The 20195-nt window shown below is 62.0% G+C and carries 16 protein-coding genes; 7 read left to right on the top strand and 9 right to left on the bottom strand.

What is annotated here, in order from left to right; genetic code table 11:
• Position 1 precedes the first annotated feature (1 nt).
• The 7 genes from fba to rpe all read right to left on the bottom strand — a co-directional run bounded on the left by fba (position 2) and on the right by rpe (position 7886).
• A complete protein-coding gene (gene fba, locus AC3VI7_RS05895) occupies positions 2 to 1039 on the bottom strand; it encodes a class II fructose-bisphosphate aldolase (RefSeq protein WP_489668044.1) in 1038 nt (345 codons plus the stop codon).
• A gap of 58 nt (positions 1040 to 1097) precedes the next feature.
• Positions 1098 to 2291: a phosphoglycerate kinase gene (locus AC3VI7_RS05890; protein ID WP_489668045.1), complete on the bottom strand. Its 1194-nt coding sequence runs from the start codon at positions 2289 to 2291 to the stop codon at positions 1098 to 1100.
• A gap of 62 nt (positions 2292 to 2353) precedes the next feature.
• Positions 2354 to 3034 (bottom strand): phosphoglycolate phosphatase, encoded by a 681-nt coding sequence (gene gph, locus AC3VI7_RS05885; RefSeq protein WP_489668046.1) that lies wholly within the window; start codon positions 3032 to 3034, stop codon positions 2354 to 2356.
• Positions 3035 to 3037: 3 nt separating this feature from the next.
• Complete coding sequence (gene tkt, locus AC3VI7_RS05880; protein WP_489668047.1) at positions 3038 to 5041, bottom strand: transketolase; 2004 nt, start codon at positions 5039 to 5041, stop codon at positions 3038 to 3040.
• 71 nt (positions 5042 to 5112) lie between these two features.
• Complete coding sequence (locus AC3VI7_RS05875) at positions 5113 to 5988, bottom strand: phosphoribulokinase (RefSeq protein ID WP_489668048.1); 876 nt, start codon at positions 5986 to 5988, stop codon at positions 5113 to 5115.
• Positions 5989 to 6087: 99 nt separating this feature from the next.
• The gene (locus AC3VI7_RS05870; RefSeq protein ID WP_489668049.1) at positions 6088 to 7146 is read right to left on the bottom strand and encodes a class 1 fructose-bisphosphatase; all 1059 of its coding nucleotides are present in this window, start codon (positions 7144 to 7146) and stop codon (positions 6088 to 6090) included.
• Positions 7147 to 7211: 65 nt separating this feature from the next.
• Entirely contained in the window at positions 7212 to 7886 is a 675-nt protein-coding gene (rpe, locus tag AC3VI7_RS05865; protein WP_489668050.1) for a ribulose-phosphate 3-epimerase, read from the bottom strand.
• Positions 7887 to 8013: 127 nt separating this feature from the next.
• Here rpe and AC3VI7_RS05860 point away from each other — a divergent pair, with 127 nt between their 5' ends.
• The 3 genes from AC3VI7_RS05860 to AC3VI7_RS05850 are packed head-to-tail and all read left to right on the top strand — an operon-like array spanning position 8014 to position 10224.
• Entirely contained in the window at positions 8014 to 8955 is a 942-nt protein-coding gene (locus AC3VI7_RS05860) for a LysR family transcriptional regulator (protein ID WP_489668119.1), read from the top strand.
• Between the two features lie 31 nt (positions 8956 to 8986).
• Positions 8987 to 9841, top strand: coding sequence for a hypothetical protein (locus tag AC3VI7_RS05855; RefSeq protein ID WP_489668051.1), 855 nt, complete (start codon positions 8987 to 8989; stop codon positions 9839 to 9841).
• The gene (locus AC3VI7_RS05850; protein WP_489668052.1) at positions 9838 to 10224 is read left to right on the top strand and encodes a hypothetical protein; all 387 of its coding nucleotides are present in this window, start codon (positions 9838 to 9840) and stop codon (positions 10222 to 10224) included. The genes AC3VI7_RS05855 and AC3VI7_RS05850 overlap by 4 nt, the downstream gene beginning before the upstream one ends.
• Here the strand turns inward: AC3VI7_RS05850 and AC3VI7_RS05845 are convergent.
• Positions 10175 to 12277 (bottom strand): putative bifunctional diguanylate cyclase/phosphodiesterase, encoded by a 2103-nt coding sequence (locus AC3VI7_RS05845; RefSeq protein WP_489668053.1) that lies wholly within the window; start codon positions 12275 to 12277, stop codon positions 10175 to 10177. The genes AC3VI7_RS05850 and AC3VI7_RS05845 overlap by 50 nt on opposite strands.
• A 71-nt stretch (positions 12278 to 12348) precedes the next feature.
• The gene (gene icmF, locus AC3VI7_RS05840; RefSeq protein ID WP_489668054.1) at positions 12349 to 15630 is read right to left on the bottom strand and encodes a fused isobutyryl-CoA mutase/GTPase IcmF; all 3282 of its coding nucleotides are present in this window, start codon (positions 15628 to 15630) and stop codon (positions 12349 to 12351) included.
• Positions 15631 to 15912: 282 nt separating this feature from the next.
• On the opposite strand from icmF, the gene AC3VI7_RS05835 reads away from it, so the two are divergent.
• The 4 genes from AC3VI7_RS05835 to AC3VI7_RS05820 form a co-directional block, all read left to right on the top strand.
• Entirely contained in the window at positions 15913 to 16491 is a 579-nt protein-coding gene (locus AC3VI7_RS05835) for a hypothetical protein (RefSeq protein ID WP_489668055.1), read from the top strand.
• Between the two features lie 36 nt (positions 16492 to 16527).
• A complete protein-coding gene (locus tag AC3VI7_RS05830; protein WP_489668056.1) occupies positions 16528 to 17298 on the top strand; it encodes a type III pantothenate kinase in 771 nt (256 codons plus the stop codon).
• Between the two features lie 24 nt (positions 17299 to 17322).
• A complete protein-coding gene (locus AC3VI7_RS05825; protein WP_489668057.1) occupies positions 17323 to 18489 on the top strand; it encodes an exo-alpha-sialidase in 1167 nt (388 codons plus the stop codon).
• Position 18490: 1 nt separating this feature from the next.
• Positions 18491 to 20195, top strand: a 1705-nt coding sequence (locus AC3VI7_RS05820; protein WP_489671421.1) for an LTA synthase family protein, incomplete at its 3' end; no start/stop codon positions are given.

Here is a 20195-nt window from a genome sequence, read left to right as displayed (position 1 = left end):
CTCAACGGTACTTCTTGACCATGTCGTCGAGCGCGATCGGCTTGAGCTTGGCCGCTTGACCTTCGCAACCGAACGCTTTGAAGCGCGCTTCAACGATGCCGCGAGCGGCCTTGGTGGCGGCTTGCAGGGCCTTGCGCGGATCGAACTCGCTCGGCTGTTGGGCAAAGACTTGACGCATCGCGCCGGTCATGGCCAAACGGATGTCGGTGTCGATGTTGACCTTGCGCACGCCGTTCTTGATGCCGCGCACGATTTCTTCAACCGGCACGCCATAGGTTTCCTTCAGATCACCGCCGTACTGGCGAATGATGGCCAGCCACTCTTGCGGCACGCTGCTGGAGCCGTGCATCACCAAGTGGGTGTTGGGCACCGCAGCGTGGATCGCAGCGATGCGGTCGATGGCCAAGATGTCGCCGGTGGGCTGACGGGTGAACTTGTAAGCGCCGTGGCTGGTACCGATGGCGATAGCCAGGGCATCGACGCCGGTCTTGGCGACGAAATCCTTGGCTTCTTCGGGGTTGGTCAGCATCTGGTCGTGGCTGAGCTTGCCGACAGCACCGACGCCGTCTTCTTCACCCGCTTCGCCGGTTTCGAGCGAACCCAGGCAGCCGAGTTCGCCTTCGACCGACACGCCCACAGCGTGAGCGATACGGCAGACGTCAGCGGTCACGGCCACGTTGTATTCGTAGGTCGCCGGGGTCTTGGCGTCTTCCATCAGCGAGCCGTCCATCATCACGCTGGAGAAACCCGAGCGGATGGCTTGCACGCACACCGGAGCCGAAGCGCCGTGATCTTGGTGCAGCACCACGGGGATGTCCGGGTGGCTTTCGATGGCGGCCAGCACCATGTGACGCAGGTAGGCTTCGCCAGCGTACTTGCGAGCACCCGCCGAAGCTTGCAGGATCACCGGGCTCATGGTCGCCTGAGCGGCTTGCATGATGGCGTGGATTTGTTCGAGGTTGTTGACGTTGAACGCCGGCACGCCGTAGTCGTTTTCAGCGGCGTGGTCGAGCAGTTGACGCAGGGAAATCAGGGCCATGAGATGTCTCCTCGGGACGATAGAAAAGGGTCAAAAAGATCAGATCAACAGATCCAGATCAACCAGCAGCGCGCTTGGTCAGGATCTCAAAAGCGGGCAAGGTCTTGCCTTCGAGCACTTCCAAGAAAGCGCCGCCGCCCGTCGAGATGTAGCCAACGTCTTTTTCGATGCCGTACTTGGCAATCGCCGCCAAGGTGTCACCCCCGCCAGCGATGCTGAAGGCCGAGCTTTCGGCGACCGCACGAGCGACGGTTTCAGTGCCGTTGGCAAAGGCGTCGAACTCGAACACGCCCACGGGGCCGTTCCAGACGATGGTGCCAGCAGCCTTCAACTGAGCCGCCAAGATGGCCGCCGTTTTGGGGCCGATGTCCAAGATCAGATCGTCGTCGGCCACATCGGTGGCGTCCTTGACGATGGCTTCAGCGTCGGGCGCAAAGCGCTTGGCCGTCACCACATCCACGGGAATCGGCACGGCAGCACCGCGCGCCTTCATGGCTTCGATCACGGCCTTGGCTTCACCGATCAAATCGGCTTCAGCCAGCGACTTGCCGATCTTCAGGCCCGCTGCCAGCATGAACGTGTTGGCGATGCCGCCACCGACGATCAGGCCGTCCACATTGGCCGACAAGGCCTTGAGGATGGTCAGCTTGGTCGAGACTTTGGAGCCCGCCACGATGGCGACCAGCGGACGCTTCGGGTTGGCCAAAGCCTTGGAGATCGCGTCGATTTCAGCCGCCAGAAGCGGGCCGGCGCAAGCGATGGGGGCGAACTGGGCGATGCCGTAGGTCGAAGCTTCAGCGCGGTGCGAGGTACCAAAGGCGTCGTGGACGAAGATGTCGCACAAAGCGGCCATCTTCTTCGACAGTTCTTCGTTGTTCTTCTTCTCGCCCTTGTTGACGCGGCAGTTTTCCAGCATCACCAGCTGACCGGCAGCGACTTCCACGCCGTCGGTCCAATTGGCGACCACGGGGATCTCACGACCCATCAGCTCGCCCATGCGCTTGGCCACGGGGGCCAGCGAATCAGCGGGCTTGAATTCACCTTCGGTCGGACGACCCAAGTGCGAAGTCACCATCACAGCCGCACCCGCCTTGAGGGCCAGTTCGATGCAGGGGATCGAAGCACGGATACGCGTGTCTTCAGTGATGTTGCCCGCAGCGTCTTGGGGCACGTTCAGGTCGGCGCGGATGAACACACGCTTGCCGGCCACTTGGCCTTGTTCGACCAATTCCTGGAGACGAAGAATTTTCATGATCGGATACCGAAAAATTCGAAAGAGAAAAGAGGGAACTCGGGGACAAGGAGCTTGGTAGCTCAGGCCGCCAGAACCACGTCCGCTACCTCGTCGAGGCGCTCAAACATGCGATCCGGGTTGCAAAGCGCGACAGGTTCGCCCGCGTTGTAGCCGTAAGGCACCGTCCACGCCAAGACGCCAGCGTTGCGCGCCGCGTCCACATCGGTGCGTGAATCACCCACGTGGATCATGCGTTCGACCGGCACACCCAAGGTCTCAGAGGCGTAGCGCAGCACCGAGGCGTGCGGCTTCTTGTGCGCCAAGGTGTCACCCGCGATCAGCAGGTCAAACCACGCGTCGATGCCTGCGGCTTGCAAGACACGTTCGGCGTAGCGCCCTTCCTTGTTGGTCACACAAGCCAGCTTGACGCCGGCCGCACGCAACCGGGTCAAGGCATCGACGCAGCCGGGGTACGGCTGGCCGGTGGTGCCGACGGTCTGGGCGTAGTGCCCGTCCAGACGCGCCAGCACGTCTTCGACGCGCATCGTCTCAGCAAGCTCAGGGCGCTCACGCACCAAGCGTTCGCGCAGCTTGATCATCAGCTCGTGCAGACCGTTGCCGATCAGCGCGGTGATTTCCTCCAGCGAGCGAACCGGCACACCGAAATCAACCAGTGTGCGGTTCACCGCATCGGCGATTTCCCCATTGGTCTCGACCAGCGTGCCGTCGAGATCGAAAGTGAGCGCGTCGAAGCTTCGCATGGCTTAGGCCGTCGGGAGTTGAGCCACGACCATCTTGGCCAGGTTCTCAGCCGAGAAGCCGAAGTGCTCAAACACCAGCGGAGCCGGTGCCGATTCGCCGTAGGTGTCGATACCCAGCGACGCCGAGCAACCGTATTGGCCCCAGAAGCGGCTCACACCGGCTTCAACGGAGACACGCGGCAAGCTGCCACCCAAAACGCTGTTGCGGTAGGCCGCGTCTTGACGATCGAAGACCGAGGTCGAGGGGATCGAGACCACCCGCACCGGCACGCCTTGGCCGTCGAGGACCTTCTGCGCAGCCATCGCCAGACCGACTTCCGAGCCGGTGGCCAGGATCACGGCGCGTGCGCCTTCGCGGTCCGACAGCACGTAGCCGCCTTGACGGATCTGGGCCACTTGGGCGTCGCTGCGCGTTTGCGGCGGCAGGTTTTGGCGCGAAAGCAGCAAGGCGCTGGGGCGGTTGCGCTGTTCGATGGCATGCACCCAAGCGATGGCGGTTTCAGCCGCATCGCCCGGACGCCAAACGTCCAGACCCGGGATCAGACGCAGCGTGGCAGCGTGTTCCACCGGCTGGTGAGTCGGGCCGTCTTCGCCCAGACCGATGGAGTCGTGGGTGAAGACATGGATGACGCGTTGCTTCATCAGCGCGGCCATACGGATGGCGTTGCGGCTGTAGTCGCTGAAGGTCAGGAAGGTGCCACCGTAGGGGATGAAACCACCGTGCAGGGCCACGCCGTTCATGATCGCGGCCATGCCGAATTCACGCACACCGTAGTGGATGTGACGGCCACCGGCTTGATCGTTGAGCATCGTGCTGGCAACGATGGCACCGCAGTTCGGGAAGTCGGTCAGGTTCGAGCCGGTCAAGTCAGCCGAGCCCCCGAGCAGTTCGGGGATGCGCGGTGCCAAGGTGGCCAGGGCCTTTTGCGAGGCCTTGCGGCTGGCGATGTTTTCGGTCGAGTGACCGAATTCGGCCATGGCCTTGGCCAGGGTTTCAGCGTAGTCGGTCGGCAGATCACCCTTGATACGGCGCTCAAACTCGGCAGCCAATTCGGGGTATTCGGCGCGATAAGCGTCGAAACGGGTCTGCCATTCGGCGCTGACCGCTGCACCCTTGGTGCGGGCATCCCACAGGGCCGAGACTTCGGCCGGGATCTCGAACGGACCATAAGGCCAGCCGATGGCTTCGCGGGTCAGGGCGATTTCAGCGTTGCCGAGCGGCTCGCCGTGCGCCTTGGAGGTGTTGGCGCGGTTGGGCGAACCCTTACCGATGTGCGTGCGGCAGCAAATCAGCGTGGGCTTCAAGCTGCTGCGCGCCAAGGCGATAGCTGCCGACACGGCAGCCGCGTTGTGGCCGTCCACCGCCGGAATCACGTTCCAGCCGTAGGCGCGGAAACGCGCCGGGGTGTCATCGGCGAACCAGCCTTCGACCGGACCGTCGATGGAGATGCCGTTGTCGTCGTACAGGGCGATGAGCTTGTTCAAGCCCCACACGCCAGCCAGCGAAGCGACTTCGTGGCTGATGCCTTCCATCATGCAACCGTCACCCAAGAAGGTGTAGGTGTAGTGGTCCACGATGTCATGGCCGGGGCGATTGAATTCGCGCGCCAGCAGCTCTTCGGCCAAGGCAAAGCCCACGGCGTTGGAGATGCCTTGACCCAGCGGGCCGGTGGTGGTTTCCACGCCCGGGGTCAAACCCACTTCCGGGTGACCGGCGGTGCGGCTGCCCATTTGGCGGAAGTTCTTCAAGTCGTCGATCGTCAGGTCGTAGCCCGTCAGATGCAACAACGAGTAGATCAGCATCGAGCCGTGACCGTTCGACAACACGAAGCGGTCGCGATCCGCCCAGTGCGGATGGCTCGGGTCATGCTTGAGGTGTTGCGACCACAGAGCCACAGCCATTTCAGCCATGCCCATCGGCGCACCCGGGTGACCGGAATTGGCTTTTTGGACGGCGTCCATGGCCAGCGCACGGATGGCATTGGCCATCAGCTTGGAATTCTTCATCAAAAACACTCCTGCAAATTCAGACGATTCAGACCACTCGAACGAGACAGATCAGCGACTCAGGCGGCCACTCAAGACATCTGGGCACGACGGATATCCATCATGCGCAGGATCATGGGGGTCAGGATGAGCTGCATGGCGATGTCCATCTTGCCGCCCGGCACCACGATGGTGTTGGCGCGGCTCATGAACGAGTCATGAATCATCGACAGCAGATACGGGAAGTCAATCCCTTTCGGATTTTTAAAGCGAATCACCGTCATGCTTTCGCCAGCGGTGGGGATGTCACGGGCGATAAAGGGGTTCGAGGTATCAACCACCGGCACGCGCTGGAAGTTGATGTCGGTCTCGCCGAACTGCGGGCAGATGTAATGCACGTAGTCGTGCATGCGGCGCAGGATGGTGTCCGACACGGCTTCGGTGGAGTAGCCGCGCTCGCGGGTGTCGCGGTGCAGCTTCTGGATCCATTCAAGGTTGATGATCGGCACGACGCCGATCTTCAGGTCAGCGTGACGCACCAAGTCCACATCGGCCGTCTTGACGCAGCCATGCAGGCCTTCATAGAACAGCAAATCGGTGTCCGGCTTGGTATCGACCCACGGCGTGAAGGTGCCGGGTTCTTGGCCGTAGGGCTTGGCTTCTTGATCGTTGTGCAGGTAGAAACGGGTCTTGCAACGGCCGGTAGCACCGTAGGTACGGAACTGCTCTTCCAGCATCGCCCATTCGTTGCTTTCCGGACCGAAGTGGCTCAGCGCCTTGCCGGTTTGCTCCGCCTCGGCAACCTTGACCTTCATGTCCTTGCGACCATAGCGGTGGAAGGCATCCCCTTCGATGACCGCCGGGGTCACGCCGTCACGACGAAAGATGTTGTCGAAGACGCGCTTGACCGTGGACGTGCCAGCGCCGCTGGAACCAGTGACCGCGATGATCGGATGTTTCTTGGACATGGGAACCTCAGGAATTGCTTGGAAGAGAAAACAAAGGGGGACGGACGCCAACGCAGACACACCCGGGCCTGAACAGCCCGGGTGAGAGCAACGCAAACATCAGGGATGCGGTTGCACGAACAGCGAACGGTGCCGGAAGAGCTGATGCGAAACGTTTTCGCTCGGATCGACGTAGTAGCGCACGATCCGATCCACTTCATCGCTGGAGCCGATGATCACCGGCACGCGCTGGTGCAGGGTATCGGGCACCACATCGAGCAAATCCATGGTGCCAGTCACCGCCTTGGCACCGGCTTGCTCCATCAGATACGCCATCGGCGAGGCTTCGTAGAGCAGACGCAGACGACCCGGCTTGCGCGGCTCTTTGGTGTCACGCGGGTAAAGGAAGACCCCACCGCGCGTCATGATGCGATGCACTTCAGCCACCATGCTGGCGACCCAACGCATGTTGAAGTTGCGCGCACGCGGACCCGCATCGCCGGCCACGCATTCCGAGACGTAACGCTGGATGGGCTTTTCCCAGAAGCGTTGGTTGGAAGCGTTGATGGCGAATTCGCTGGTCGTGGTGCGAATCTGCACGCCCGAGCGGGTATGCAGCCAGTTGCTGGAGACCGGATCGAGGGTAAAGAACTCGATGCCGTTGCCGGTGCTCAGCACCAGCACGGTGGCCGGCCCATAGAGGGCGTAGCCCGCAGCGACTTGACGACGACCCGGCTGCATGAAAGCCGCTTCGGTCGGCTCAGCACCAGCGAACATGTGCGGCAACACCGAAAAGATCGTACCCACCGAGATGTTGGCGTCGATGTTGGAGGAGCCGTCGAGCGGATCGAACACCGCCAAGTAGCGCCCGGTGGTGGCGTAAGAAGGCGACACCGTGGGATGTTCCAACTCTTCGCTGGCCCAGCCGGCCACGGCCGAGCACTTGGCCAAGGCTTCCGCCATGCAGTCGTCCGAGTAGACGTCCAGCTTTTGCTGGTTTTCGCCTTGGACATTGACTTCGCCAACCGCACCGTGGGTGCTGTGACCGCCTTCACCCGTGATCGCACCCCGCGAGCAAGCGCGCGAGATTTGGACGCACGCTTGGGCCAAGTGGCGCAGCACATCGGCGACAGCAGGTTGCTGAACGGCCAGCCACGCTTCCAGATCGGTGTGATTCATGGGGTATGTCTCCTCGGTTTTCTTCAAAAAGTCGATTCAGTGCGAACGAGAACGGGGAACGGGGCTCAACGGGCCAGTTCAGCCCGCATCGCGTCGATCACAGCCTTGTAATCCTTCTGACCGTAGATCGCGCTGCCCGCCACAAAGGTGTCAGCACCCGCATCGGCCACGCGGCGGATGTTATCCACCTTCACGCCGCCGTCCACTTCCAAGCGGATGTCACGGCCCGAAGCGTCGATGATTTTGCGAGCGGCTTCGGTCTTGCGCAGGGCGCTCTCAATGAAGCTCTGACCACCAAAGCCGGGGTTGACGCTCATGATCAGCACGACATCGACCTTGTCGATCACCCACTCCAGCACGTCCAGAGGCGTGGCCGGGTTGAACACCAGACCAGCCTTGCAGCCGCCAGCGCGAATGATTTGCAGCGTACGATCCACGTGGGCCGAAGCCTCAGGATGAAAGGTGATCACGTCAGCGCCAGCTTCGATAAAGCCTTGGGCCAGAGCATCGACCGGTGCGACCATCAGATGCACGTCCAGCGTGGCCGGCGTGCCATCGGGCTTGACGCAATGCGGCTTGATCGCCTTGGCCACGCCCGGGCCGATGGTCAGGTTCGGCACGTAATGGTTGTCCATCACGTCGAAGTGAATCCAGTCCGCCCCCGCCGCCAGCACCGTACGAACTTCTTCACCCAAGCGGGCAAAGTCAGCGGAAAGAATGCTCGGGGCAATGCGGTACATAGGGTCAACCTCAAATTCAGCCAAGATGGGATGTCGAACTGTAGAACCAGCCTCATTTAAGGTAAATTCACGAATAGTTGGGTTTCAATTCAAATTCACTGAAGTATTGCGCGCCATGGCCTCCTTGATGAAGAACGTGACCTTCCGACAACTGCGCACCTTTGTCGAAGTGGCCCGGCATCTCAGCTTTGCCCGCGCAGCCGAGACTTTGCACCTTACGCCGCCCGCCGTGACGATGCAGATCAAGGAATTGGAAACCGCGATCAATCTGCCCGTTTTTGATCGGCAAGGCCGCAAGATCACCCTGACCACAGCGGGTGAGTATTTCTTGGTGCATGCCAAGCGCATGCTGGCGATGCTCAAAGACGCTGACAACGCCATGGCACGCTTTCGACGCCTCGAAACCGGCCTGCTCACCATCGGCATGGTCAGCACGGCCAAGTACTTTGTGCCACGGCTGTTGGCACGCTTCCGCGTCGAGCATCCGGGGGTCGATGTGCAAATGCAAGTCGGTAACCGCGAGCAACTCGTGGCCCTGCTGCACAACGGCGAGGTCGATTTGGCCATCATGGGCCGCCCACCCAAGGAACTCGCCACACGCACCGAGCCCTTTGCCGCGCACCCCTTGGTCTTTATCGCCCCGCCCGATCATCCCGTCATGCAGATCGATCATCCGCCGCTGTCGGCCTTGGAGCCCTACCCGTTCATCGTGCGCGAGCAAGCCTCTGGCACCCGGGCCGCCTTGGAGCACTTTTACCAAGAGCATCGTTGCGACTTGCGCATCAGCATGGAGATGCCGAGCAACGAAACCATCAAGCAAGCGGTGATGGCCGGCATGGGCCTGAGTTTTCTCTCGCTGCACACCTTGGGTTTAGAGCTACAAAGTGGGCTGCTGACGCTGGTGCATGTCGAAGGCACCCCGATCATGCGCACCTGGAATGTGGTGCATTTGCAATCCAAAAATCTTTCGCCAGCCGCCGAGGCCCTGCGCTACTTCATCCTTGAAGAAGGTGAAGACTACCTGGCTGAACATGATCGGCGCTGGTTAACGCCCTACCCCGCCCCCTGACCCCTTGCCCCTGACTTCTGGGAGAGAACCCATGCTTTGGTTTCGTTCTTTCTTGATGGCCTTGCCCCTTATCGCTTTGAGCGGCTGCGTTCAGCTTCAAGCGGTGACGGATTACGCCGCCTCAGCGGGGGACGTGCTGGCGGACAAAGCGCCCGTGACCCGCTGGCACGATTCAGAAACCCGCTTGCTGGCGCTGCGGCTGGAGGGCGATCAGTGCAGCATCGGCCGCAGCGGACGCCCTCCCCAAGCCACGTTCGATGCAGCTTTCACACAAGCGGTCGGGGTTCACGACACCTTGGGGCAGTACTTTCACGCCTTGGGGGAGCTGGCGTCGGATCGACAGCCTCCCAGCCCGGCACAAACGCTCAACGGCTCGCTGGCCCAAATCAAACATGCGGGCGTGGCGGTGGATGCCGCCGATGAGAACGCGCTGCGGTCCTTGGCCAACTTGCTGTCGCGCAGCATGGACGGCTACCGGCACGAAAAGATCCGTTTGCTGATGCAAACCAGCCATGAGGACGTGGATCGCCTCATCCACCTGCTGCAACGGCTGGGTACTTTGTACCGCGATGAGGTCAATGGCGAGCGCATCCAAGCCGTGCAGTTCTTGCGCTGCTCGGTGGCCAGCGGCGACATCAGTGACAAATTCTGGGGACGGCGTGAGATTCAACGCATGCAGCGGGCTTACCAAACAGAATTGACCAGCTTGGACCGCTACCTTGCCGCACTGGCCCAAGTCGGGCGAGATCACGAAGCGATGCGCCAAGCCTTGAGCTTGAATGGCGCGCAACTGACCCAGGCCCTTCAAGGGATCTCGACGACCGGCCGCCAAGAACTTGAGGCCGCGCGTGCCGCCCTCCAAACCCTTCAAGGAACACCGCCATGAACGCCCCGAGCGATACCGCCGCCGAACTGCAACAGCTTGCCCAGCACTTGGACGAACTGGCTGAGCAAGTTCCCATCGAGGCCGCCCCCACCCCGCAAGACGCCCAGACCTTGATGCATCAAGCGCAGGCCTTGGGTGGAGCCGCCGCGCAATTGCGCTTGGCCGCCATGGACGCCTTGCTGGCCGAGAGCAGCGTGCCGTTAGCGCAGATTCTTGACGCCACGGCCAGCGCCGTGGGCTTCATCAAAACGGTTCAAGACATCCACAAGACCATCACGGTGCTGGGCGATGTCATCGTGCTGGCCCAAGCCGTGGTCAGCGGCAACGCGCCGCTCATTGGACCCGCCATGGCCCACTTGCTTCAGGATGCGCAGAACGCATAGGTGGCACCAAGGGGGCGATCGGCCCAGCAAAAGGAGCATCGGGCCGACACGCCTTGAGCAAGCCATCGAAAGCATCCAAGGGTAAAGGTGGGCTGACCAAGAAGCCCTGAAACTCATCGCAACCTTGGGCACGCAGCCAGTCGAGCTGCTCGGTGGTTTCCACCCCTTCAGCCACCACGCGCAGACCCAAGGCGCGTGACAGGGTCACGATCAACCCCGTGATGGGCCGCGCTTGGCTGTGCTCATCGACAAAGCTGCGGTCGATCTTGAGCACCGTGATCGGGTAGTGGCGCAAGTAGGCCAAGTTGGAATAGCCGGTGCCAAAATCGTCAATCGAGATGCCAAAACCCAGCTCCCGCAAGGCGTTCAGTACATGCAAGGTGCGCTCATCGTGGCCCAGCAGCACCGATTCGGTGATCTCCAGCTCCATCGCGCAAGGGTCGCAACCCGTTTCATGCACGATGGCTTGGATGGTTTGCAGCAGGGAGGGATCGCCAAACTGGCAGGGTGACAAGTTCACCGAGACCTTCAGCGCCCAGCCCCGCTGACGCCAACGCAGTTCTTGCCGGGCGGCCTGCTCAAGCACCCAAGCACCCAGCTTGCTGATTTGCCCGCTGTCCTCGCACGCCGGGATGAACGCCCCCGGATCGACCAGCCCCCGCTCGGGGTGCCGCCAACGCACCAAGGCCTCGGCCCCCATCAGCTGCCCGGTGGTGACATCGAGCCGAGGCTGATAGAACACCTCGAACTCTTGCTGCTGCAAAGCCACGCGCAACTCGCTCTCCAGCGCCAGCCGGGTCTGCACGGCCGTGTTCAGCTCGGGCACAAAACAAGCCACCCGATGCCGGCCCTGATCCTTGGCGCGGTACATGGCCAAGTCGGCATGGCGCATCAGGGTGTCCATGTCCTCACCGTCACGCGGAAACAAGCACACCCCAATCGACGGGGTCACCCGCACCAGCGCACCGTCTAGCTTGATCGTCCCGGACAACGCACTCAGCAGCCGCGCACCCAAATCCTCCACCTCACGGGCCATATCGGGCGCTGAAACCAGCACCAAGAATTCATCGCCGCCCAAGCGTGCGACCAGATCTTCACTGCGCATTTCAGTACGCAGCCGCTCGGCCACCCGCATCAACAAGGCATCACCCGCCGCATGGCCGAGCGAGTCGTTCACATCTTTAAAGTGGTCAAGATCAATGAACATCAAGACGGCTTGATGGCCACGTAGCCGCAGCTCGTCCAGCCGCGCTTGAAAAGCCTGCGCCACAAAATGGCGGTTTGGCAAACCCGTGAGCGGGTCATGCAGCGACTGGTAATGCGCCCGGGCCTCGGTGAGCTTGAGCTCGCTGATATCGACTTCACTGAACAGCAAGGCCTCACCGCCGGTCACGGCGTCGTGGCAGGCGCGCGCTGCAATTTCGTGCCAACACTCGCCCCGGCTGGTTTTGACTTGGGCAATGCGACGGCCCTGGCCGGTGCGCTGCACATCGTCCAGCAAATGCACCAAATCCTCGGCCTTGGTGAAATGCGCAGACAGCCCTTCGATGGGATCCGCCACGGCATCGCGTGCCGCTGGGTTGCGGTACAGCACCGCGCCGTTGCGCTCAAAAAGCGAAATCATCACCGTGGTGTGCAGCAAAGCCTCGGCACTGCGCAGGGTCTCCGGGTCGCCCTGCTGCACGCCCAAACCCTCGCACAGCATCGCCATGCGGCCGTCCAGCATCTGCATGCCACTGAACATCACCCGCAGCGTGCGCGGCACACCCTTGGGATAGAGCGTCCAAATCTCTGAAAAGCGGGCGTCATGGCGGATGAAATCTTGCTGAAACTGCCGCAGCCGATGCGCGACCGACTCCGTCATATCCACGCCCATGTCACGCGCACTCAGCACCTCCAACGACTCGGCGTTCCAGACTTCCAACGCCCCCGCGTTGGCCCAGACCACCTTGGAGCAGTCGATATCAAACACCCATACCGGGTGGTGGAGACGCCCCAGCACGCTCAACACAGCGTCGGTGGCCACAGGGGCAGCAAAGGTCGGATTCAACATGGCCGCAAGTGTCGCCGTTTCAGCGTGAATCCGGTCAATGACTTGGCATCCACCTCGGTCAATCCGCCCCTTCACATACTGCGCCGATACTGCCCGCCCACTTCGAACAGGGCGTGGGTGATTTGGCCGAGTGAGCAGACGCGCACGGCGTCGATCAGGATGTCGAAGACGTTGTGGTTGTCGATGACGGCTTGTTGCAGGCGTTGGAGTTGGGCCGGGGCGGCATCGGCGTGGCGGGTGTGGAAGTCGGCCAAGCGGGCGAGCTGGCTTTGTTTTTCGGCATCGGTGGAGCGCGCCAGCTCAATGGATTCAGGCACCGGGTCGCCGTGCGGTGAGCGGAAGGTGTTGACGCCGATGATGGGGTACTCGCCGGTGTGCTTTTGCATCTCGTAGTGCATCGATTCTTCTTGGATCTTCGAGCGCTGATAGCCGGTTTCCATCGCCCCCAGCACGCCGCCCCGGTCGGCGATTTTCTCGAACTCGGCCAGCACCGCTTCTTCGACCAATTCGGTCAGCTCGTCGATGATGAACGCGCCTTGATTGGGGTTCTCGTTTTTCGCCAAGCCCCATTCGCGGTTGATGATGAGCTGGATGGCCATGGCGCGGCGCACCGAGTCTTCGGTCGGCGTGGTGATGGCTTCGTCGAAGGCGTTGGTGTGCAGCGAGTTGCAGTTGTCGTAGACCGCGATCAGCGCTTGCAAGGTGGTGCGGATGTCGTTGAACTGGATCTCCTGCGCGTGCAGGCTGCGGCCGCTGGTCTGGATGTGATATTTCAGCTTTTGGCTGCGCTCGTTGGCACCGTACTTGTCGCGCATCGCCACCGCCCAGATGCGCCGGGCCACGCGGCCAAGCACGGTGTATTCCGGGTCCATGCCGTTGGAGAAGAAGAAGCTCAGGTTCGGCGCGAAGTCGTCGATGTGCATGCCGCGCGCCAGATACGCCTCCACGAACGTGAAGCCGTTGGAGAGCGTGAAGGCGAGCTGGCTGATCGGGTTCGCCCCGGCTTCAGCGATGTGATAGCCGCTGATCGAGACCGAGTAGAAATTGCGCACGTCGTGGCGCACGAAGTAGTCGGCGATGTCGCCCATCACCTTCAAAGAAAACTCGGTTGAGAAGATGCAGGTGTTTTGACCTTGGTCCTCTTTGAGGATGTCGGCCTGCACCGTGCCGCGCACGTTGGCCAGCACCCAGGTTTTGATCTTTTGCGCTTCATCCTCGGTCGGCGCACGACCGTTGTCGCGTTGGAAGGTGTCGAGCTGCTGATCGATGGCGGTGTTCATGAACATCGCCAAGAGCGTGGGCGCTGGGCCGTTGATGGTCATGCTCACGCTGGTGGTGGGCGAGCACAGATCAAAGCCGTCGTAGAGCACTTTCAAGTCGTCGAGGGTGGCAATCGAGACGCCCGAGTTGCCGACCTTGCCGTAGATGTCTGGGCGTGGATCGGGGTCGAAGCCGTAGAGCGTGACCGAGTCAAAGGCGGTCGAAAGCCGTTTGGCCGGCAGGCCTTCCGAGACCAGTTTGAAGCGCCGATTGGTGCGGAAAGCGTCGCCTTCACCGGCGAACATGCGGGTCGGATCTTCGCCTTCGCGCTTGAAGGCGAACACGCCAGCGGTGTAGGGGAAGCTGCCGGGCACGTTGTCGAGCATCAGCCATGAGAGCAATTCGCCGTGGTCTTCGTAGCGCGGCAAGGCCACTTTGCGGATCTTGTTGCCGCTCAAGGTGGTGTGGACGAGGTTGGTGCGCAGTTCTTTGTCGCGGATCTTCACCACGTACTCGTCGCCCGCATACGCCTTGACCATGTCCGGCCATTGATTGAGCATCTTTTTGGCGGGGGCCGCCAGCGTGGCCTCGCGCTGCTCGGCCAGCGCGGTCAGCGCATCGACGCCGCGATGTTTGTCCGGGTTGGCAAGCTTGAGCATCCGGGCGCTGGCGCGCAGTTGTTGGATCTCGCGCGCCAGCTGCGCTTGCTGGCGCACCCGGGCTTTGTAGCCGCGCACGCTGTCTGAAATCTCGGCCAGATAGCGCGTGCGGCTGGCTGGGACGATGGGGGTTTGGTGGGTGCTGTGCCGGGTGTTGACACGCGGCAGACGGCCCGCGCCGAGCGGCAGGCCCAGCGTGATGAGGCGGTCTTTGAGCGCTTGGTAAAGCGCGGTCACGCCGTCGTCGTTGAAGCGGCTGGCCATGGTGCCGAACACCGGCATCTGGTCCGGCATGACGGTGAAGGCTTCGCGGTTGCGCTGCACCTGCTTGGCCACGTCGCGCAATGCGTCCAAGCTGCCTTTGCGGTCGAACTTGTTGATGGCAACGAACTCGGCAAAGTCGAGCATGTCGATTTTTTCAAGCTGGCTGGCCGCGCCGAACTCGGGCGTCATCACATACATCGGTACATCGACCAGCGGCACGATGGCGGCGTCGCCTTGGCCGATGCCGGAGGTCTCGACGATGATCAGATCAAAGCCCGCTGCTTTGCATGCGGCCAGCACGTCGGGCAAGGCGGCCGAGACTTCGGAGCCGGTGTCGCGTGTGGCCAAGCTACGCATGTAGACCCGGGGGCCTTGACGCCACGGGCTGATGGCGTTCATGCGGATGCGGTCGCCGAGCAGTGCGCCGCCGCTTTTGCGCCTTGAGGGGTCGATGCTGATCAGGGCGATGTTGAGCGCGTCGTCTTGATCGAGCCGAATGCGGCGGATCAGCTCATCGGTCAGGCTCGATTTGCCCGCCCCGCCGGTGCCGGTGATGCCGATCACGGGGATGCGGCTGCCTTGGGCCACCGCTTGGACCGAGGCGCGCACGGCCGGATCGGCTTGGCCGTTTTCAAGGGCGGTGATCAGCTGAGCCAAGGCGCGCCAAGCGCTCGGGCCGTGGCCTTGCAGCGCCTCAAGCGCCTTGGGGGCGTAGGGCGAGAGATCGAGATCGCAGCGTTGCACCATCTCACCGATCATGCCGGCCAAGCCCATGCGCTGACCGTCTTCGGGGCTGTAGATGCGCACGCCCACGCCCGCCAACTCGCGGATTTCCGCCGGCACGATCACGCCACCGCCGCCGCCAAAGACTTGGATATGGCCGCCACCGCGCGCTTGCAGCAACTCGACCATGTACTTGAAATATTCGACGTGTCCGCCTTGGTACGAGCTGACTGCGATGCCTTGGACGTCTTCTTGCAGCGCAGCGGTAACCACGTCATCGACCGAGCGGTTGTGGCCCAAGTGGATCACCTCCGCGCCCATGCCTTGCAAGATGCGCCGCATGATGTTGATGGCGGCGTCGTGGCCGTCAAACAAGCTAGCAGCGGTGACGAAACGAACTTTGTGGGTCGGAGACTGAGGCGAAACAGCGCTAGGCGAAGCAGTCATGGGCCATCCTGTGGAAAAGAAAAAGCTGCGTGATTTTAGGTGACGTTTACGTAAACGTTAAGTCTTGTGTAGACCTTTCTATTGCCTTATCAAGGCCGGCGATCAGCGCTCAGGCCACTGCATAGGGGGGTATTTTTTGCAGAAAAGTGTGATGCAATGCCGCTTTGATGGCTTGTGGGACTTGTGTATTTTGCGTGTCCTTGCTAGCTGATTTGGCGAAATGAGCGACATACAAGCACGACAAAAACACAGGGAGCCCCTTCAAGCCACGGAAAAAAACCCTTGAAAGTCTTGATCAAGACCGAGGCCGGTCAGACCGAAATGATGCTCAGGCAGCGCGGCCTGTCCCAGCGGCACCGCACCATGCTGATCCTTGTAGACGGCAAACGCACCTACCACCAAGTGCTGGATCTAGCCGCCCAAGTCGGGGTGCCCAAGGCCTACCTTGATGAGCTGCGTGAATTGGGTTTGGTGACGATTGCGGTCACGCATCACGGCCGCAGCAAGTTGCGCCCCGAGATGACGGTGCCCGAACCCAGGCCGTCGATTTGGCAGGGCGAAGTGGATGCACTCGCCACGGATGACGACACCATCGGCATGGGGCTGGCGCTGACCAACAGCGAAATGGCCGCCCTCGATGTCAGTGACTTGGTGATCTCTCAAGCACGTTCTTGCATGCTGCGAGCCCTGCGTTTAGAAGCGCCCATCATGGGGGCGGTGACCATGCTGCGGGTGCGGCGCGCGCGCCATGCGAGTGCCTTGCGGGCGTTACTCACCGAGGTCCATGGCAAGATTAGCGGTGCGCATGAGCGCAGCGAGGCCGCGTTGTTGCTACGACGGGCCTTGACCTTGCTGGCCTGATCGGGGTCAGTTCGCCCGCTTTTTCTTGGTCCGCCCATGAGTTTTCTTGTCATTGATATTGGCAATACCCGCCTGAAATGGGCCATCTACTCTGCGCCAGAGCCTCAAGCCACCCTCTTGCAGCAAGGTGCGGTGTTTTTAGAAACCATCGACACCCTGAGCGAGCGCGAGTGGCACAACGTGCCTGCGCCCACAGCGTTTTTAGGCTGCGCCGTGGCAGGCGACCATGTGCGGCGGCGGGTCGAGGATCAGCTGGAAATCTGGGACTTGGAGCCGCATTGGGTGGCCTCAGAGCTCGCGTCAGGCAGCGTCGTCAATGGCTACGATCACCCGGTTCGGCTGGGTTCAGATCGTTGGGTGGCCTTGGTGGGCGCGCGCCATCGCATGCTTGCCCGGGCCGATCAGCGACCGGCCTTGGTGGTGATGGTGGGTACGGCCGTGACCGTGGATGCCTTGGATGCTGACGGGCACTTCTTGGGCGGCTTGATCCTGCCCGGCTTCGGGCTGATGCTCAAGGCGCTGGAGATGGGCACCGCTGGTCTGAAGGTGCCCACGGGTGAGTTGCGCGACTTCCCCACCAACACCAGCGACGCGCTCATGAGTGGCGGGGCTTGGGCCATTGCAGGGGCGATTGATCGCATGTACGCCCATGTGCAAAAGCGTTGCGGTCAAGAGCCCGCTCTGTTCATGACCGGGGGTGCAGCGGTCAAGCTAGCTCCCATGACGGGGCTGCCTTTCGAGATGGTTGACACTCTCATCTTTGAGGGTCTCCTCAAGCTGGCGTCTGAGCGCCACTATGTTTTTTAATCCACCCCTGAAGTTGAGCCAACGATGCTTTACCTGCGCTGGGCGCTGACCCTGACTCTGGCTTGTGTGCTGGCTTGGTGGCGGACATCGGATCAGCCCGCTGCCCCACAGGCGCGTTTGGCCGCCCCACCCGAAGCGGTAGCGCTGGACCAAGCCTGCGTGATGCTGGCCGAGGGCGGCTTGACGCTACCCACCGCTGAGCGGGCCCAACACCACGCAGTCAGCACGGTGGCCTTGCCGGGCGGGGGGATGCTGGCCTTCTGGTTTGCCGGGACGCGTGAAGGGGCCACTGACGTGACCTTGCTGCGCGCTCAATTCGACGGGCGTGTTTGGTCGCCGGCCCAAGCGGTGCTGACACCCAAGATGCTGTCGCAAAAGCTCGGACGCACGGTACGCAAGCTGGGCAACCCGAGCGTTTGGCTCGATGCCAAGGGCCATTTGCACATGGCGGTGGTCAACGTGACGTTGGGCGGCTGGGCGATGTCGCGTATTGCACATCTGCGCTCGGCCGATCTGGGCTTGAGCTTCGACAGCGCCGAAGATTGGATCACCAGCCCGTGGTGGAACATCTCCACCTTGGTGCGCAGCCCTCCCCTGCCTTTGTCGGATGGCAGCTTCTTGCTGCCGGTCTATCACGAGCTGGTGATCAAGCGGCCCGAGTTGCTGCATGTCTCGGCCGATGGGCGGCTGCTGTCCAAGCGACGCATGGCCTTTGAGCTGGAGCTCTTGCAACCAGCCTTGGCGGTGGGTGCTGATCCAAACCACATCTTGGCCGTGCTGCGCAGTGCCAGCGCCCATGATCCGTGGATCCATCAACAAGAATCAAGCGATGGCGGTCTGACATGGACACCGCCACAGCCGTTGACGCTGCCCAACCCGGACGCCTATGTGGCGCTGGCTTCTTGGCCACAGCGCCGCCTGTGGCTGATGGTCTACAACCCCGAAACCACCACGCGCAAGCGCTTGGCGGTGGCATGGCGTTCTTGGGACGATGCCGAGGGCGAATGGCATACCAGCCCGATGGACATCAGCGAAACGGTCGAAGCCTCCTACCCCAGCTTGGTGGTGCAAGACGGCTATGTCGAGCTGCTCTACACCCAAAATCGCCAAGCCATTGCCCATCGACGCTTGCAAGCGTGCCCGGCCCCGGCGGCGACGGCATCCAAGCCGGCAGCTTCGGGAGCCCCTTGATATGGCACCGCTGCCTTCCGGCGTTTTTCGCCGTCAAAGTGAACCTTCGGCTCTGACGCGCTGGCTGCCATTGCCGTTGCGCATGGCCGCAACGTGGCTGCTGATGTGGCTGCTGATGTTGAGCTTGGCGCGGCTGGCCTTTCACATTGGCTTTGCACCGGCGGGGGTGGACGGGGCTTCTTTGGGGGCTGCGCTCAAGTTGGGTTTGCGCTTTGATCTGCGTTTGGCGCTTTGGCTGGTGCTGCCGGTGCTCTTGGTGGGCTGGATCCCGCTGTTGGCCCCGTGGTCGCGTCAACGCGGCGTGCGCATCGTCTGGCAAATGGGGGTGCTGCTGGTATCGGCGGCGGTGGTGCTGATCTACATCGTGGACGCTGGGCACTACGCCTACTTGCACCAGCGCATCAATGCCTCGGTGGTCAACTTTGCCAAAGATGCAAGCACCTCCGCCGGCATGGTGTGGTCCACCTACCCGGTGCTGCGCTTGTTGTTGGTGTTGGTGGTGTTGGCGGCGGCTTTCACGTGGTTCAGCAAGGCGCTTTTCCGCCAAGGCTTGGATACGGCATGGCCCGGTGTGCCCACCACCCTGAGGCGGCGGGTGCTGTCGCGCACGCTCTGGACGGTTGGCACCGCGCTGGGGGTGCTCTTGGGCATCCATGGCCGCTTTTCACAATACCCCCTGCGCTGGAGCGACGCCTTTGAGCTGCCCGGTGGGGCTTACAGCGCCAGCCTCGCCTTGAACCCGGTGCTGTCGCTCTATGACACCGCCGCCTTTCGCAAGGACACGCCCGATCTAGCGGCAGTGCGCAAGCACTACCCACGCATGGCGGCTTACCTCAAGGTCGATCACCCCAATCTCCAAACGCTTGATTTTTCCCGCCAAGGCGTGCCGCGTGCGGGCGCTTTGCCGCGTCGGCTCAACGTGGTGGTGGTGATGCTGGAGTCTTACTCGGGCTACAAGTCGAGCGTCTTCAACAACCCGCTCGATCCTTCACCCGAGATCGCCAAGCTGGCCAAAGACGGGGTCTTGTTCACCCGCTTGTTCAGCGCCCACGGCGGCACGGCGCGCGGCGTCTTTGCCAGCTTGACGGGCATCCCCGATGTGCAGGTGGGCGACACCTCCAGCCGTGACCAGCAAGCGGTCGATCAGCACCTGATCATGAATGCCTTCAAGGACCACGCGAAGTGGTACTTCATCGGTGGCAGCACCACGTGGGGCAATGTGCGCGGCTTTCTCAAACGCAGCTCTCCCGATCTGCACATCGTCGAGGAAGGCCAATTCAAGGTGCCGGTAAGCGACGTCTGGGGCATCTCGGACCACGATTTGTTCAAGGAAACCCTCCGCCATCTGCATGAAGCCCAAGCCGGTGGCGACAAGCGGCCCTTCTTTGCGGTGGTGCAAACCGCTGGCAATCATCGGCCCTACACCATCCCGCAGGCCGATTTGGGGCCGCCCGATAAGCCCGGACCTTTCCTGCTGCGCGATGTGCCCGCTGATCAGCTGACGGCGGCGGGCTTCAGCTCGGTGCTGGAGTTCAACGCCTACCGCTACCTCGACTGGAGCGTGGGGCGCTTTTTCGAGATGGCGCGCCAACAGCCTTGGTTCAACGACACGGTGTTCATGCTCTACGGCGACCACGGCATCATGGGTCAGCCGGGGGCCAATATGCCGAGCTACTTCGGGCCGCTCGGTCTGACCAACGGCCACA

The sequence above is a fragment of the Leptothrix toolikensis (SeqCode) genome (genome assembly GCF_057922285.1).
Note: the sequence above shows the minus strand (reverse complement) of the source record. Positions and strands in the feature narration are given on the sequence as shown.

Coding starts and splice junctions, on each gene's coding strand:
- fba (WP_489668044.1), bottom strand. CDS start 1,039: ATGGCCCTGATTTCCCTGCGTCAACTGCTCGACCACGCCGCTGAAAAC.
- AC3VI7_RS05890 (WP_489668045.1), bottom strand. CDS start 2,291: ATGAAAATTCTTCGTCTCCAGGAATTGGTCGAACAAGGCCAAGTGGCC.
- gph (WP_489668046.1), bottom strand. CDS start 3,034: ATGCGAAGCTTCGACGCGCTCACTTTCGATCTCGACGGCACGCTGGTC.
- tkt (WP_489668047.1), bottom strand. CDS start 5,041: ATGAAGAATTCCAAGCTGATGGCCAATGCCATCCGTGCGCTGGCCATG.
- AC3VI7_RS05875 (WP_489668048.1), bottom strand. CDS start 5,988: ATGTCCAAGAAACATCCGATCATCGCGGTCACTGGTTCCAGCGGCGCT.
- AC3VI7_RS05870 (WP_489668049.1), bottom strand. CDS start 7,146: ATGAATCACACCGATCTGGAAGCGTGGCTGGCCGTTCAGCAACCTGCT.
- rpe (WP_489668050.1), bottom strand. CDS start 7,886: ATGTACCGCATTGCCCCGAGCATTCTTTCCGCTGACTTTGCCCGCTTG.
- AC3VI7_RS05860 (WP_489668119.1), top strand. CDS start 8,014: ATGAAGAACGTGACCTTCCGACAACTGCGCACCTTTGTCGAAGTGGCC.
- AC3VI7_RS05855 (WP_489668051.1), top strand. CDS start 8,987: ATGCTTTGGTTTCGTTCTTTCTTGATGGCCTTGCCCCTTATCGCTTTG.
- AC3VI7_RS05850 (WP_489668052.1), top strand. CDS start 9,838: ATGAACGCCCCGAGCGATACCGCCGCCGAACTGCAACAGCTTGCCCAG.
- AC3VI7_RS05845 (WP_489668053.1), bottom strand. CDS start 12,277: ATGTTGAATCCGACCTTTGCTGCCCCTGTGGCCACCGACGCTGTGTTG.
- icmF (WP_489668054.1), bottom strand. CDS start 15,630: ATGACTGCTTCGCCTAGCGCTGTTTCGCCTCAGTCTCCGACCCACAAA.
- AC3VI7_RS05830 (WP_489668056.1), top strand. CDS start 16,528: ATGAGTTTTCTTGTCATTGATATTGGCAATACCCGCCTGAAATGGGCC.
- AC3VI7_RS05825 (WP_489668057.1), top strand. CDS start 17,323: ATGCTTTACCTGCGCTGGGCGCTGACCCTGACTCTGGCTTGTGTGCTG.